A 15,369-nucleotide genomic window follows, 5' to 3' on the forward strand; every position below is an offset into this window, starting at 1 on the left:
TAAAAGAACAAAAGAAAAAAGCTTGTTGAAAAACGCTGGTTTCAACAAGCTTTTTATGGTCGTTTATGATAATTTTTTAATCCGATAAATTTCAAAGTAATCAGGTTTGCCTCGACCTTGCACATATGCGATCACGCCCATCAAGGCAGCACCAATCGTGTTGGTCAGTAAATCGCCCATCGTATCCATTAATGCTTCACGACCGATAAATGGGGTGCCATCTAAGGTTGCATAACGTTGGAGGTTCATTCCACCAACAGAATCGCAGATAAACTCCCAAAACTCCCAGAAGATACCACACAAGCCAGCAAAAGCAAAGCCCATCAGTAAGAATAACCAGGGAGAGACGTTTGAAACTTTGACTTCTTTCAGTAGCAGACAGATCAATCCATAGCCGACAGCCGTCAAGACCATTGGACTTACCGCATGCAGAATTTTATCCCAGAAAGCAATGGTTTCGATCAAATGTAAGATCGTCCCCATAAACACAGAGATCAGCAAGAAAAACCAATAAAAGTAGACGGTGGCGTTTGGTAGCTGGATTTTCAAGAACTTTTTACTCATTTCTGGGACGAAGATCAATAAAATCCCAAGCAAGGCTTGGGCGAGGAAAATCAATCCTTGTGTTTGCGGATAGACACCACGGAAAAATTCCCACAAAGAAAAACAAAACACGAGAATACCAAAAATAGTGAATACCTTTTGCAGTCGCTGATAATTTTGCCCCATTTAGTTGTCCTCCGAAAGATAGTCGGCTAAGCCAGCTAAAAGGGCTGCTTCAGAGGAGTAAATTTCCCCGTTTAGCTTGATCAAACCCACCGTATAAAGATTGACATAGTGGAACTGATTTTCCGCAACGGTTTGTAATGCTGCCAGCTTTTGCTGATTGTCGGCACCTTGTTGGCGACTATCCGTATAAAGCCCTAAAACAGGAATGCCTTTAGCATAAGCGACACCGATCTCAGAGGCAACCCCAGCATCGATGGTCAAACCATCCAGCAATGCGATCATTAAATCACTTTCCAGCACTTTTTCGGTATCTGCCAAAGCGATCATTTTGCTATCCGCATAGGCGGATTTATCATTGATCGCGGCATTTTCTTGAGGTAAATAAATCTCCAGCTGCGGATACTGCTGACGAATCGACGCAACAAGTTCGGCGTTGTAGCGCAGGTCACTAGCAGCAAACAGGGGAGCAGCAAAATATAGTTTCATTCAAAAACACTCCTTAATCATTCATAGTTGTACATTTTGTTGATTCGTTGTTTAGAAATAATCGCTGAAATAGGCTTCCATATCAGGGATGATCGATTCCAGTAATGCCAGTGTTTCTGAATCGGTATTTAGCCGCTCCACACGCTCTAAGTAAGCTGGGCGGCGGTAATTCATCAACAGACACGACAATGTCTGAATATCCAGTTGGACCGCTTTTCCGATAGCTTCTCTTGAAACCACGATCTCCCCGTGATTGTATTGGACACCGAAGATCCCGTTGTTCCAATCGGCAACTGGGTCGGAAACAACAAAGTGAAAGGGTGTTTGGAAGGCTTCAAATGGGAAGTTTTTCAAAAACTGTTCAACATCGACGATCCGCGCCATGTAATAAGGCTCGATGGTTTCTTTGATTTGGCTATCGTCCAAGTAGAAGGACAGGGGTTCGTTTGAATATATGTCTCCTTTGACCCAATAAACCATTGAGAAATGGGCAGAGATAAAATTCCAAAGACCATTGCGGGCTTCTTGATTCAAGTAGAACATTTCCTTTACATGGAAGACTTCTTCGGCTACCCAATAAAAAAGTACACCAGTCGGATGACCACTGGCATTGTAATAAACAGCCGCGGTGCGCTCTTCTTCATTTTCATAGCGCCAATACTCTTCCCAGTGAAAAGAGGTCCGCTGCAAGGCACCATGGTTGTCGCGGGAGAATTGGTTGTAGACAGTAAAGACATCAGGATCATCCACTTCTTTGCGCTCTACGATCCCAGGGACTTCTTTGGTTTTCGGAAGCTGGGTATCACGAATTTTGAAGGTCAGCTTGTCGGACATGATCTCCCAGCCTTTGCGACGATAGTAGGGCACATTATAAGGGTAAAGGTAGGAGATCCATTGCTGATCTTCCCGCATCGTTTCTAAGGCAAGCTTGATCAAGTCTTTCATCAGGCCATGTCCGGCATATTCTGGGTAGGTCCCAACACCGGTCACTCCGCCCATTTTGATCAATTTGCCGTGTATATTGACTTCACAAGGATAAACGGCGATTTGCGAGATCAACTTGTCTTCATTGAACCAGCCAAAGACTTTGGAAAGCTCTAAGATCGGGCGCTTAGATTTAATCATTTCCCGTTTGCTCTCATAGCCGCTTTCTTCAATATCCGATTCAGTGATCTGAAAAACATAGCTTAACAGTTCGTTGAACTGATCAACGTCTTTTTCTTCCACCGCTCGAATATGTAGATTTTGATGAAAATTATTGTCCATTCTTTCAACTCCAATTTATTTGCTAGCTCTAGTATAGCAAAACCTGAATGAATATGTCTAAATAACGGTTAAGAAAAATACTTTATCTATTGGCGTTTCGTTGGTATAATAGAAAAGCTGACTAAAAGAAATGAGGAACGTATCCATGAACATAGAAGAAATGAAAAAACGACAGGAGAAGATTCGTAATTTCTCCATTATCGCCCATATCGACCATGGGAAATCAACATTGGCGGACCGTATTTTGGAACAAACCCATACGGTGACGTCACGAGAAATGCAAAACCAACTATTAGACTCCATGGATCTTGAACGTGAACGAGGAATCACAATCAAATTAAATGCCGTGGAACTTAACTATACCGCCAAAGACGGCGAAACCTACATCTTCCATTTGATCGACACCCCAGGGCACGTCGATTTCACCTATGAAGTTTCCCGCAGTTTGGCTGCTTGTGAAGGCGCCGTGCTCGTCGTTGATGCAGCTCAAGGGATCGAAGCACAGACATTGGCAAACGTCTACTTGGCGTTAGACAATGATTTAGAGATCCTACCAGTCATTAATAAAATAGACTTGCCAGCTGCCGATCCTGAGCGAGTACGAACAGAGATCGAAGATGTGATCGGTATCGATGCCAGTGAAGCTGTTTTAGCAAGTGCCAAAGCAGGTATTGGGATCGAAGACATTTTGGAACAAATTGTTGAGTATGTCCCAGCTCCAGCAGGTGATATTGAAGCACCGCTAAAAGCGTTGATCTTTGACTCCGTGTACGATTCCTATCGTGGGGTGGTCTTAAACGTCCGCATCATGGACGGGATGGTCAAACCTGGAGATAAAATCAAAATGATGAGCAATGGCAAGACCTTTGATGTTACGGAAGTTGGTGTCTTTTCACCAAAAGCCATTCAACGAGATGCGTTGATGGTGGGCGATGTTGGGTATATCACTGCTGCCATCAAGACCGTTAAAGATACCCAAGTCGGGGATACGGTGACATTAGCCAACAATCCAGCAGAAGAAGCCTTAGCTGGTTATCGTCAAATGAATCCGATGGTTTATTGCGGATTGTACCCAATCGATACTTCACGCTACAACGACCTTCGAGAAGCATTGGAAAAATTACAATTGAATGATGCAGCATTGCAATTTGAACCAGAAACCTCTCAAGCATTAGGATTTGGGTTCCGTTGCGGCTTCTTAGGCCTATTACACATGGATGTCGTGCAAGAACGGCTAGAACGTGAATTTAACCTTGAGTTGATTACGACTGCACCATCCGTAATCTATCATGTCAACAAGACAGATGGCTCAATGGTGGTCGTTGATAACCCAGCAGAATTTCCTGAACCAGTCACAATTGAAAACGTACAAGAACCTTACGTCAAAGCACAAATCATGGTGCCTAATGATTACGTCGGTGCTGTAATGGAATTGTCCCAACGCAAACGGGGAGACTTTGTCACGATGGATTACTTGGATGATTATCGTGTAAACGTCGTTTATGAGATCCCACTATCGGAAATCGTCTTTGATTTCTTTGATAAATTGAAATCCAGCACCAAAGGGTACGCATCACTGGATTATGAAATGTCTGGTTATCGAACTAGCAAGCTAGTGAAGATGGACATCTTGCTGAATACTGAAAAAGTTGATGCGTTAAGCTTTATCGTTCACCGTGACTTTGCTTATGAACGCGGTAAAGCCATCGTTGAAAAACTGAAAAAACTGATCCCACGACAACAATTTGAAGTACCGATCCAAGCAGCCATCGGACAAAAAATCGTTGCGCGTTCCGACATCAAAGCCTTGCGTAAAAACGTATTGGCGAAATGTTACGGCGGTGACGTTTCTCGAAAACGCAAACTCCTAGAGAAACAAAAAGAAGGGAAGAAGCGGATGAAACAAATCGGCTCCGTCGAAGTACCGCAAGAAGCCTTCATGGCCGTTCTGAAGATGGATGAGGATGAACCGAAGAAATAATCTGTTTTGACGGATGTCAGTAAGAGGAATAAAATGAAAGTACCTTCGAGAGAAGGTGCTTTTTTTAATAAAAGGAAAAATATAAAATGACCGAAGGGACATTCGTCGGTTGTTTAGTAGATAGTTTCAATCGATTGATGCGTGGCTTTTGATAGATTGAAGATCGGAGATGATTTGCGCATGAAGGCGTTGTATTTTAATGAATTCGGTGATTCAACTGTTTTAACATATGGGGATTTGCCTGATCCCATCATTCATGAAAATGAGCTATTGGTAGAAATGGTGTATATTGGGTTGAATTATGCTGATATTTATCGGAGAAAGGGTAACTATCATATTGAATCCCGAGCCCCTCTTATTAATGGCTATGAAGGGGTAGGGAGGATTGTTCAAAAAGGAAGATCTGTCTCCAAGTTTCAGCTAGGAGAAACGATTCTTTTTGTGGATGTTCCTTTTGCTAATGCAGAATTGGTGGCTGTCCCTGAGGAAAATGCTATCCGTATTCCATCAGGTATACCACCTAAATTAGCAGCCAGTATCGGTCTGCAAGGGTTGACAGCTGATTTTTTAGCTCATGATCTTGGCAATAATGTGAATCATAGTAAGGTCTTCGTCCATGGGATAAGTGGTGGCGTCGGACAAATTTTATCGCAACTATTAACCGCAGATGGCCTAGAAGTGTATGGCGTCACTTCTACGGAAGAAAAGCGACAACTGGCTTTAGACCAAGGAGCAAAACAAGTCTTTTTAAGAAATACAAAATGGCAAGATACCTACACTTCTTTCTTTGATACCGTTTATGATGGCATTGGGCATACATTAGCCGAAAGTGTCGACTTGCTCAAAAATAGAGGAAAGGTTATCTTTTTTGGCATGGCCGGCGGAAATCCGCCAGCGATCGACTTTATTCCCTTGTTATCTAAATCAAAAAGTATTTTGACAGGGGATCTCTGGGATTACTTGACAAGTTTTCAAGAGCGGGAGAGAAGAAGCACCCGATTGTTTGATTACTTTAGCAAGGATCAAATGAAAATCAGTCAACCAACCATTTTTTCATTAGCTGACGGAAAAGCTGCCCATGATTATTTAGAATCTGGAAAAAGTATCGGTAAAATTCTGCTGCAACCATAAGAAAGTAACAAAACTAAATAATTTTATTGTAAACGATACACCGAATGTTTGATATTTCACTAAATCATTTTTTTATATAATCGATAGTTCTCTTATGATACATCTTTAAAGATAAAAATAAATGTAAAATGAATAGAATATTGCAAGAAAATAATAGTTTCTATCTATTCAGTGAGAATAAGATAAAACTTTGTGATAAACAGTACATTTAATTTGAAAATATTTAATTACAGCAGTAAGATAAATATATCAAATACTTAAGGAGTGATATCTATGACAAACTATGAAGAAAAGGAAGCAAAAGCATTGGTAAAGATTGCAGAGGTTCTTGATAAGTTAGATGAAAATTTAGCTGAATTAGACACACTAGATGCAGATGCAAAAAAACATAGTATGAAGAAGTGGATCGTTGAGAAAAAAGCGATTCATGAAATCAAAAAGATCGCACACGAAGCCGGTAAGTATGAAAAGTACGATGAAAAAGCACTACAAAAAGAAATTGATGAAGTTGAGAAGTATATGTAATTGATGAAAAATAAGAAGTTGTCACCATTATTCAGCAATTGAAATCTGAATTGATAAAAGCCAGATTTCAATTGAAGATTTAGAATTGACAATGATCTCAATAAGCCCATGCTCTTATGAGTGTGGGCTTGTTTGTATCATTCAGAAGAAGTAGCTCTCTGATAATAGTTGCGTTAAAAAACATGGGTCAAAATTTACTAATTGAAGGAATATTTAAAAAGATGCCAAAATTATTTTTCTTATATCTGAAACGGTCTCCGCAACAGAGTAATGGGAAATATCAATTTTTCTTGAACGCAATTCAGTATATTTTGGTAACCTATCCAGTGAACGTTGTAAATCAGATAATGTTCGTTTCCCGATGGTTATATCTCCTTCAAAGTTTGTCTGCAATTTTTCTGGCGAGGCAATTAATGAGAAGTGTTACACGTCAATATCTTCCAACGCGATGCCGTTCAAGACTCGATCCACAATTTTTTGCTCATCCATAACCCAGCAAAAATAAATGACGTTGATCATAGAGTTATTGATAAACGAGTTTAACAGAAAATGGCTATTGTTGATCACCATATCCTTAGTTTATTCATTGACGACAAACAGATTCATCATCCAGCACCAATCCCCGTCAAGGTAAACAGACTGCTTTGTTTGTTTGGATAGTTCTTCAGTTATAGTTGATTTACCAATTCCCATCGTACCGCTGATAAATATAAGCTTTTTCATCAGACTACCGCCAGCTTTCATATAAAAATTAATTTTTTCTCAATCCAAAGATGTGTTTAGATTTTTAACTGTGATCCAACCATTCTTTTTCCACAGCTCAATCTCTTCAGAACAAGCTACTTTTTCACTCGGTTCCTCATGCAAAAACAATTGAATTTTCTGTCCGTAAAGTAGTTTTCGAGTCAAAGCAAAGGTTGCTTCCGCAAAACCAGCTGCACCAATATAACCGCAGATGCCATTTTTTTCTTTGTTATATAAATAAAAAATCTCGGCTTTTTCTATGTCTTTATAAAAGTCTACGAATAAGGTTGGAAACTGAGTAGAAAGATCGTCCGTGGCTCTTGGATAATTGATCACCTGATGACCATTTTCAGTAAGTGTATTCGTCAGTTCTTCAAAATCCTTTTGAAAAGCGATACTTCCAGAAATAATTATTTTTGACATGCTATGGCTCCTTGTCGTTGATTTACTTCATTATATCAGGATGAAGGTGCTAAGCGAGGGAAATTTTAGCTAACTTGTATCGCCAATCTAGTAATGGGAAGGACGAAATTATTGATTGAATTAAAGTAATCTGTCTATGAGAGACGTGTTTACTTAAAAGAAGACGATTAAAACCACAATACGAAAAAAGTCTGTTTTTTTATTTTTTTCATCGATTTTCTCTATTTTTTTGGGGAAAGGTTTCGTTTATTCTATACTTGTAAACGATCTCAAAGTGTTTAGATCGGGATTATTAGAATGATTTTTAGAATGTGGTCCTATTTTTTCTAAGAGCGAATTGACTATCAAGTTATAGATAGAATATTAGTTACAGTACAGTAGTTGGATTTCATTAGAGTTAAAGTAATGAAAGAAAAAGATGAAACGGGTGATTACATGGAAACAACATTTTTCATTTCGAAAAATACTTCTGTCACGTCAAAACAGCTGGAAAATGAAGTGATTGGACATGCTTGCAAGATCTTGCAGCGTGACATTTTAACTGTTGTGACAGACACGAGGAAGGCAAATGAAATTGAATTGGTTTTACTTGATGAAAAAAATGAAAAGGATGCTTTTCATATACTTTTCGTATCGCCAGATAAAGTAAAAGTGTGTGCTGAAACACCGTTAGGATTAATGTATGGGGTTCTTGAAATCTCTCATAAAATTTTAGATGTTCAACCCTTTTGGTATTTCATGGATATTCCTCCAATAAAAAAGCCATTTATTGAATGGACAGGTTTTGACTTAACACTGCCTGATTTTGCAACGGACTATCGGGGCTGGTTCGTTAATGATGAGTTGCTGCTGGATCAATGGGAAGATAATGGTTCAAATGAATATGTATGGGAACGTATTTATGAAACATTGTTACGTTTAGGCGGAAATGTCATCATCCCTGGAACAGATAAGAACAGTCATAGACATCGAGAAAGTGCGCAAGCGATGGGGTTGATCTATACACATCATCATGCCGAGCCACTAGGCGCTGAGATGTTTGCTAGAAGGTATCCTGGTTTGAAGGCTTCATACGAGGAACATTTTGCGTTGTTTCAGGAATTATGGAAAAAAGCCTTACACGAGCAAAAGGGTACCAACGTTATTTACACACTCGGTTTTCGGGGACAAGGGGATTGTCCTTTCTGGGCAGAAGATCTTGATCGACAGTGGTCAGCAGCGGAAAAAGCAGCAGTGATCAACGAAGTCGTCCATCTGCAATACCATATGGTTAAAGAAATCGATCCTCATGCAGTATGTTCAGTGAACATTTATGGGGAGATGACGGAATTATTTAATCTTGGCTTACTTGAGCTTCCAGATGATGTGATTGAGATTTGGGCGGATAATGGTTATGGCAAAATGGTTTCTCGTAGACAAGAAAATCACGATCCACGAGATGAAGTGTTAACAAACACATCAAAACCAAATCAATCAAGGGGAATCTATTATCACGTTGCCTTTCATGATTTACAAGCATCTAATTTCTTGACAATCTTGCCTAATAGCCCAGAATTTGTTTCTAGAGAGTTAATGGCGGTTAGAGAAGTCAAGATGGATAAGTTTGTCTTAGTCAATACAGGCAACATAAAACCGCATATTTTGTTCTTACAAGAAATAGCGAATTTCTGGCGAGCAGATTATCAGTTACGAACCAATCAAGAGATAATTTCAGAGCATGTAACACAATATTATCAAAATCAGCAAGAAGAGATCCAAGCTGTCTATGAAGCTTACTTTGAAGCGATTATTCGCTATGGAACACATGAGGATCAAACCGCTGGGGACGAGTTTGCCTGTTATTTGATTCGAAAAATTATTCAATCCTGGCTCAAGCAAGAAACAAAAATTCCGAGGATAGAATGGTTGACGGGTGATCGGAAAAACAAGGAGCAAGTCACAGAAATTTTCTCTATGGTAGGAGAAAAGATAGCAGCCTGGGAGAATCTATTGCTGAGATGCCAGCAGATTACATTATCCCTTCAGGATAAACATGCACAAAATGCTCGCTTTTTTAATGATATTTACCTCTCAGTAGCCGTTCAATGCAAAACATTAAAAGCACTGCTCCATTTGTTAGACGCTTATCAGATGATTGATCGGGAAGAAATGGTCTTTGTATTTGTAAAAGTTTTCGATGCATTAGAAGAAATCCATCAACTAATTCAAATACTGAAGGAAAATCCTAGTGATACATGGTATGATTTTTATGAAAATGATGGCTATACCAACCTAACATTGACAAAAGAGATGATCAAAAGTCTGTTGTCTTACATTCGCATCATTGGCGATGGTCCAATCAAGATCAGTGGGAGAGAAAATATATTATGGATCCCACTGAATCAAGAGTTATGTTGCTTTCAAATACTAAAAAAGCGTTGACGGATGAAAAGTTAGCAAGAAAAATCAGAGTAGCCTTAATGTATTGAAATAAGTACTTTTAAAGACGCGAGTAGACATCCTTGCATTTTTTATTAATAATTTTAGTCATTATCTATGGATATATAGCCATGCAATTTTGGCCCGGATTTAGCGAATTTTCCAATTTCATAAAATAATTGTTCTTAAGCATCTTTTTGAGAAAAATTTCAAGTCATATATTTATAAACGGTTTTACGACAACTTCCTAGCCTACAGAGTTAGGAAGTTTTTGTGTAGAAAATCGATTGACTACAATAGCAAAAAAAGTTAATGTTTATTTATATATAATCATAAAAACGAAAATATATCTTGCAAAATGAATGTTTTATGGACTTTTATGTAATGATGAACTTTCTAAAAATGATTTATTGAGGAGCGTCTTTTGAAAAACACCTTACTCTTTTACCTAAAATTAGAAACAAACAGCCTAAAGCATCGCTTTATAGTAGTATTCTTGCTGTTATTGCCGCTATTTTTTGTTTTCATTCAAAAAAATGTGACAGAAACAGTCGCAGCTATTGCTCAGGCACGACTATCATCTATCGATATCGCCTTGCAAAGTTATCAAAAAATTGATTTGACCGATGTAGAGAATACCGATGAGCGTTACCTTAGTCTTATCGATCAATCCAACGCTTTAGCAACCATGACACAATCTGCTATGTTAGAAAATCGCCAACGGTATCTATCTGCCAGCATAGATTATGGTGAAAAAATGGAAACGTTCTATGAGCAATATGTCGCTGAAAGTGACCAATCCTTGTTTCCAAAACAGGCAAAAGTGGTTCAAGAAACAAGTGAGTTCACACAAGTACTTGCCAAAAGCAAAGAATTTCATTGGAATCAGCAAGGATTTAGTGACTACTGGTAAACCGTTTTTTTACTCTATGGCGCACTACTTTTTTATTTGACTGTTTTCTGGTCAGCAGATCTTTTTCTTTCAGAAGTGAAACGACCGCAGTTTTCCAACAGCGTACCTTTTAGAAAACGAGACCGAATTTTTATTCCTATCATCATTCGACTGGTAATTTGCACCATAGGGACCAGCTTGTTTTTGATCAGTGCTGTTTTTTGTTCTTTCTTTTTTGATCATGTTGATTTTTCATATCCTTTTGCCTATTGGTTGCGGGAAATTCAAGCAGTTGAATTTCTTCTCTTTTTGCTCTTGTATTTTCTGATGACGATTGTCATCACTGGCTTTGCCATTTGTTTGACCTCGTTCATTTTTACTGTAACGAAAGACGTCTTACAAACCTGCTTACTTGCTAGTTTACTTGGGGCATTACCGCTGATTGTTCCTAGTCGGATCTGGCTGCTTACACCGTTTCAATTTCTGAATGTCTTCCAGCTGCTTCAAGGAGACTATGCTTTTGCCAGTGATTGGTCATTCTATTCTTTCTATTTCGCTCTGATCCTCTTGCTCATCTATACGGTCGCTCTTTTTTGGTTGACCACACAACGAGTGAAAGGGGGATTAAGGAAATGACTATCTGGATGTTCGAATTAAAGCGACAGTTTCGCCAAAAAAGAACGTATGTCTCTTTTTTCCTGCTTTTCTTCTTAGGTGTCTACTATACATTGCAGGTCGCATCCACTTTCGAGCCGATCGATAAAATCAATCGACCTGTTATCAACACCAGAATTGCGGAAAGACAGACATTTCTAGAAAATACTACTGTGGATGAAAATACTCACTTTTATGTTCATTATGCGCTGAGTGTATTTCCGATTTGGAACAAATGGGATCAAATGCGATTAGCAGCGATCGATGATCATGATTGGCGGCAATACGCTGAAGCCACGAGTGAATGGTATCGATTTTCTGACGAGCAGCTATTCGCAAACGATATTGGGGTTCTACGTTACGACATTCCTTATTATTTAAACAATAATCCGAATGCAAAAATCGATGGACATTACGACTATCAAAAAAATATCTTGAAATATCAGGAATTTGCCCGCTATGAGGGGGAGGTGACAGCACAAGCCTTGGAGGAAAAAACGGCTTTGCAGGCCTTGCTCAGAAGCAGTGAAACGATCTTGCCAATGGCTTTGCTTTTCTTTTTCATTTTAGGAATTAGTGATAGTTTTACACGGGACCAAAAACATGAGACACTGCTTGCGACATTTCCATTGCGCAAGTCCCGCAGATTTTTAGCCAAAGCTGCAGCTGGGTTAGCGTATGGGCTCAGCTTGCTTTTACCAGTCATGGCTTGCGTTTTTCTCTATAGCTTTACCCATGAAGTTGGGCGCTTAGATTATCCAGTGGCGGTTTATTGGACAAGTGGTATCGAAGTGAATTTTGGTTTATCGACGTTGGGAAGCGTGTTGCTTCGTTGCCTTGCTCTCTATGTGTTGTTCCTGATTCTTGGTTTTCTATTTGCGTTTTTACTAAATAAGTGGTTTTCTTCTCAGATTATTAGTGCGATGTTTTCATTGCTGCTGCTTGTTTCCAGTAATTTTTATCTGGTTCGAGGTGGCGGAGCATACAATAGCTGACATTTTTTCCCCACTTCTTTTGTTAGTATTGGGAAGGTCGTATTGGGGAGAAGCTGGTTTGATTATTATGATCCTCGGATGCGTTTTGATTTCGGAGTCAGGGTCTTATTAGCCTGGATCGTTCGTTTAACGGGTTTGCTTCTGCTTACCTATCTGATTGAAGGGAGACGAAAAAAATGTTGAGCATTCAGAATTTATCCGTCAATTTTGGAGATAAGCAGATCCTAAAAAATATTTCCTTTGAATTGCCAGAAAAGGCGATTATTGGTTTAGTAGCGCCAAATGGTACTGGCAAGACCACAATGATGAAAGCAATCCTGGGACAAGTACCGTGCTTTTCTGGTGAGATAACATTAAACGGCGAAGATTTCACTTCGCTAAAGAAAAAAAGCCGTTTATTAGAAAATGTATCTCTATTACCAGATCAAAGTGAATTGTTTGAGGAATTTACCGGTATTGAACATCTTGAGCTATACAAAAGTATTTGGAAGTCATCAAAGAAGGTTGAAACGATCATTGCTCTGCTACAAATGGAAGATTATGCAAAAAACCGCGTAGTGACCTATTCATTAGGCATGCGTCAGCGGCTCTGTTTTGCGATGCAAGTAATCGGGGATACGTCATATATGTTCATGGATGAAGTGATGAACGGACTGGATCCTACCAATGTTTTATTGGTTTCGACTATTTTGCAGCAGCTGGCTGCAGAAGGAAAAGCGATCATGGTTTCTTCTCATATTTTGTATAATTTGGAGGAGATCTCTCAGCAGATCTTATTTCTGAAAGATGGGGTTATGTTTGAATACAATGATCCTAAAAAATCATTGATGGAAAAATATCAGGAGATTTATGTGAAGGACCAATAATAAAAGGACAACCGGCAATTAAAAAGAGAGAAGCAAAAGACAACTCTTTTTTGCTCTCTCTTTATTCATTTTGTTCTTCGAAAAATGAAAAACATATCCAACTATTCGGTTCTGGGGATGTTGAAATCCGCAAAACTTTTTAATAGTAACTTTGAATCATTGAGAACGGATGATTTAGTAAGGATTTCCCGATGAGTCGGTATCGATCACAGCGCCTTCAGGTGTTACTCGGAAAAATCCTATTGTCCCCGATCCGCCTTGATTACGAATCGAAATGCTTGTACCCCGGAAAAGATAATCAGCACCAACCATCCCGAAAAATGCGAATGTATAATCGTCATTTTTCATTTCTGGTCTAGCGGCATACAGCATTTCTAATGCTTGATCTTCCATAGAAAGCGTAGCGTCAGCATTCGCTTGTGTATTTGAATCAGTCGCAATATCTGATGATTGGATTTGTGTGTTCTGTGTAACAGATGATTGGCTGGGAATTGTTCCAGTTGTTGTTTCAGCTATTGATTCATTTGTAGAAGAGGAACTGGAAAGAGTACTTTCACTTGTAAGCGAAGTGCGAGTAGTGCTTTCTTTGGTTGATACACTATCCGAGGTACCTGTGCTACAAGCTGCAAGACCCAACATTGAACATAAAAAATAGGCAATAAATATTTTTTTCATGTATTTTCTCCTTTTAAGTAAAATTATACCAACTTATTTCTTTTATCTTAATAATACATCTATCTCATTCTAATTACTAGTAAATAGAATGAAGAATCTCAGATTTTTTTTACTATGTCTCATTTGCTTAAACAGTATTCTCGCTTCCTCAGGTTTCACAAAGGAAATGATTATCGAGCTCTTTAGACGAAAAAGAGACCATTACAGATCGAAGTGATCTCTTTTTTTATTCATTTCGTTTCAGTTCTAAAACCATATTAAACCAAGGGACATTTGCGTGCTGTGAAGCAGAAAGACCTTCTAAACTAAAACCGTGTTTTTTGTAGAAAGGGATCAATGGCTCCAAACAGGTCAATGTAATTCCAGTTCTTTGCTGCTCCTTACACTGCAGGATAAGTTGCTTCAAAAGTTTTCCACCAACCTTCAACTGTCGATACTCGGGTGCAACAGCTAAACTAAGAATGCTTTGATAACCGCCAGAAGGAGGATTTAGACTGGTTTTTTCGAATAGTTCATCATATAAATACCGCTCCTGGATAATCGGTCCAACAACATAGCCAATCGGTTGATCGTCGTTATTGATTGCAACCAAAAAACTATCTTTAATGATTGAAATACGCTCTTTCATCGCTTTTTCTGATGCTGCCTCATCTACCGTAAAACTAGCTCGCTCAATTTCCATTATAGACTTAAGGTCTTGTAATAGCGGGGGGCGAAAAGAAATGTTCATGTGTGCTTCTCCTTAATTTTCCTAATAGACGGACTGATTGCTTATAAAAAAACTCACATTCAAACATATAGCAGAAACGAAAGCGCTGGTTCATCTTGTCTAGTCGCTATAGTTTATCAGAATAGACGTTTTTCTACTTAAATCAGCTGTTGATAATTCGCATCGATCGTTTCTATTAAATGGGTGATATGGGCAACGACCGCTTTTTGAGCAGCACTGCCATCATTTGCTTTCAGCGCTGCCAATATCTGCTGATGTTCTTGGATCGATTGCTCAATTCGTCCGGGAACGAGATTCGTTCGAAGCTGCAATCGCTGCAATTGTGTTTTGATTTGTTTGACTAAGGCAACTGCCTCCTGATTCTCTGAGGCACGATAAATAATTTCATGAAACTGTTGATTGCATTGTGAATACCCATTCAGATTATTGGAGGCTGCAAATTCCTTCATTTGCTCAATCAGATCTTCAAGTGCTTTGATATCGGAGGTAGAAATCGTCTTGGCGGTCCGACGCAAAATCGCACCTTCTAGAACCTCCCGAATTTCCAAATAATTCTTGATTTCCTGCAATTCAAAGGCTTTAATTTTTGCTCCTTTGTTTGGTTCCAAAATAACTAGATTCTCTTGTTCAAGCTTAAGCAACGCTTTTTTTATGGTATTACGGCTGGCACCAATACTTTGTGCTAAATCGTTCTCAATTAATTTCTGAGAAGGATGAAAACGTCCATCCATGATGCGCGTTTTTATATATTCATAGGCTTTATCAACGGGTAATGCTGCTTTTTGTTCCATCTCTTCACCTGCTTTTTTTATTGTTGAAAAATGTTGTTCAACAATCTTCTAGACTTACTATAC

At 38.9% G+C, this 15,369-nt stretch carries 15 protein-coding genes; 8 read left to right on the top strand and 7 right to left on the bottom strand.

Going from position 1 to position 15,369, the window contains the following annotated elements; genetic code table 11:
• Positions 1-63: 63 nt before the first annotated feature.
• From IGI69_RS07645 to IGI69_RS07655, 3 genes are read right to left on the bottom strand one after another with little or no spacing between them, the layout of a single operon-like run.
• On the bottom strand, positions 64-729 hold the full coding sequence (locus tag IGI69_RS07645; protein ID WP_438740285.1) for a hypothetical protein: 666 nt from the start codon (positions 727-729) through the stop codon (positions 64-66).
• Positions 730-1,215 (bottom strand): nucleoside 2-deoxyribosyltransferase, encoded by a 486-nt coding sequence (locus tag IGI69_RS07650; RefSeq protein WP_010748216.1) that lies wholly within the window; start codon positions 1,213-1,215, stop codon positions 730-732. It abuts the gene before it with no gap.
• Between the two features lie 51 nt (positions 1,216-1,266).
• On the bottom strand, positions 1,267-2,481 hold the full coding sequence (locus tag IGI69_RS07655) for a GNAT family N-acetyltransferase (protein WP_005226022.1): 1,215 nt from the start codon (positions 2,479-2,481) through the stop codon (positions 1,267-1,269).
• A 145-nt stretch (positions 2,482-2,626) separates the two neighbouring features.
• Between IGI69_RS07655 and lepA the strand changes: the two genes are divergently transcribed.
• The 3 genes from lepA (at position 2,627) to IGI69_RS07670 (ending at position 6,118) form a co-directional block, all read left to right on the top strand.
• Positions 2,627-4,462, top strand: coding sequence for a translation elongation factor 4 (gene lepA, locus IGI69_RS07660; RefSeq protein WP_005226023.1), 1,836 nt, complete (start codon positions 2,627-2,629; stop codon positions 4,460-4,462).
• A 180-nt stretch (positions 4,463-4,642) separates the two neighbouring features.
• Positions 4,643-5,593 carry a zinc-binding dehydrogenase gene (locus IGI69_RS07665; protein ID WP_438740287.1) on the top strand — a complete coding sequence of 317 codons (951 nt, stop codon included), beginning with the start codon at positions 4,643-4,645 and terminating at the stop codon, positions 5,591-5,593.
• Positions 5,594-5,866: 273 nt separating this feature from the next.
• Entirely contained in the window at positions 5,867-6,118 is a 252-nt protein-coding gene (locus IGI69_RS07670; protein WP_015509648.1) for a hypothetical protein, read from the top strand.
• Positions 6,119-6,880: 762 nt separating this feature from the next.
• On the opposite strand, the gene IGI69_RS07675 is transcribed toward IGI69_RS07670, so the two are convergent.
• Complete coding sequence (locus IGI69_RS07675) at positions 6,881-7,285, bottom strand: hypothetical protein (protein ID WP_373191884.1); 405 nt, start codon at positions 7,283-7,285, stop codon at positions 6,881-6,883.
• Positions 7,286-7,690: 405 nt separating this feature from the next.
• On the opposite strand from IGI69_RS07675, the gene IGI69_RS07680 reads away from it, so the two are divergent.
• The 5 genes from IGI69_RS07680 to IGI69_RS07700 all read left to right on the top strand — a co-directional run bounded on the left by IGI69_RS07680 (position 7,691) and on the right by IGI69_RS07700 (position 13,110).
• Positions 7,691-9,706, top strand: coding sequence for a glycosyl hydrolase 115 family protein (locus tag IGI69_RS07680; protein ID WP_438740290.1), 2,016 nt, complete (start codon positions 7,691-7,693; stop codon positions 9,704-9,706).
• A 421-nt stretch (positions 9,707-10,127) separates the two neighbouring features.
• Positions 10,128-10,616 carry a hypothetical protein gene (locus IGI69_RS07685; protein WP_438740292.1) on the top strand — a complete coding sequence of 163 codons (489 nt, stop codon included), beginning with the start codon at positions 10,128-10,130 and terminating at the stop codon, positions 10,614-10,616.
• A 183-nt stretch (positions 10,617-10,799) separates the two neighbouring features.
• Positions 10,800-11,231: a hypothetical protein gene (locus IGI69_RS07690; RefSeq protein ID WP_260459607.1), complete on the top strand. Its 432-nt coding sequence runs from the start codon at positions 10,800-10,802 to the stop codon at positions 11,229-11,231.
• Positions 11,228-12,244 (top strand): Tat pathway signal sequence domain protein, encoded by a 1,017-nt coding sequence (locus IGI69_RS07695; RefSeq protein ID WP_256925778.1) that lies wholly within the window; start codon positions 11,228-11,230, stop codon positions 12,242-12,244. Before IGI69_RS07690 ends, IGI69_RS07695 begins: the two co-directional genes overlap by 4 nt.
• Before the next feature lie 176 nt (positions 12,245-12,420).
• Positions 12,421-13,110, top strand: coding sequence for an ABC transporter ATP-binding protein (locus IGI69_RS07700; RefSeq protein ID WP_086295327.1), 690 nt, complete (start codon positions 12,421-12,423; stop codon positions 13,108-13,110).
• Between the two features lie 174 nt (positions 13,111-13,284).
• Here IGI69_RS07700 and IGI69_RS07705 read toward each other — a convergent pair whose 3' ends face one another.
• The 3 genes from IGI69_RS07705 to IGI69_RS07715 form a co-directional block, all read right to left on the bottom strand.
• Positions 13,285-13,785, bottom strand: coding sequence for a hypothetical protein (locus IGI69_RS07705; protein WP_010748304.1), 501 nt, complete (start codon positions 13,783-13,785; stop codon positions 13,285-13,287).
• 226 nt (positions 13,786-14,011) lie between these two features.
• Positions 14,012-14,515: a GNAT family N-acetyltransferase gene (locus IGI69_RS07710; RefSeq protein WP_086295329.1), complete on the bottom strand. Its 504-nt coding sequence runs from the start codon at positions 14,513-14,515 to the stop codon at positions 14,012-14,014.
• A gap of 137 nt (positions 14,516-14,652) precedes the next feature.
• Positions 14,653-15,306 (bottom strand): GntR family transcriptional regulator, encoded by a 654-nt coding sequence (locus tag IGI69_RS07715; protein ID WP_074535900.1) that lies wholly within the window; start codon positions 15,304-15,306, stop codon positions 14,653-14,655.
• Between the last annotated feature and the right edge of the window lie 63 nt (positions 15,307-15,369).

The organism is Enterococcus sp. DIV1083b, from assembly GCF_051713705.1.
In the GTDB taxonomy this organism is placed as follows: Bacteria; Bacillota; Bacilli; order Lactobacillales; family Enterococcaceae; genus Enterococcus_D; species Enterococcus_D casseliflavus.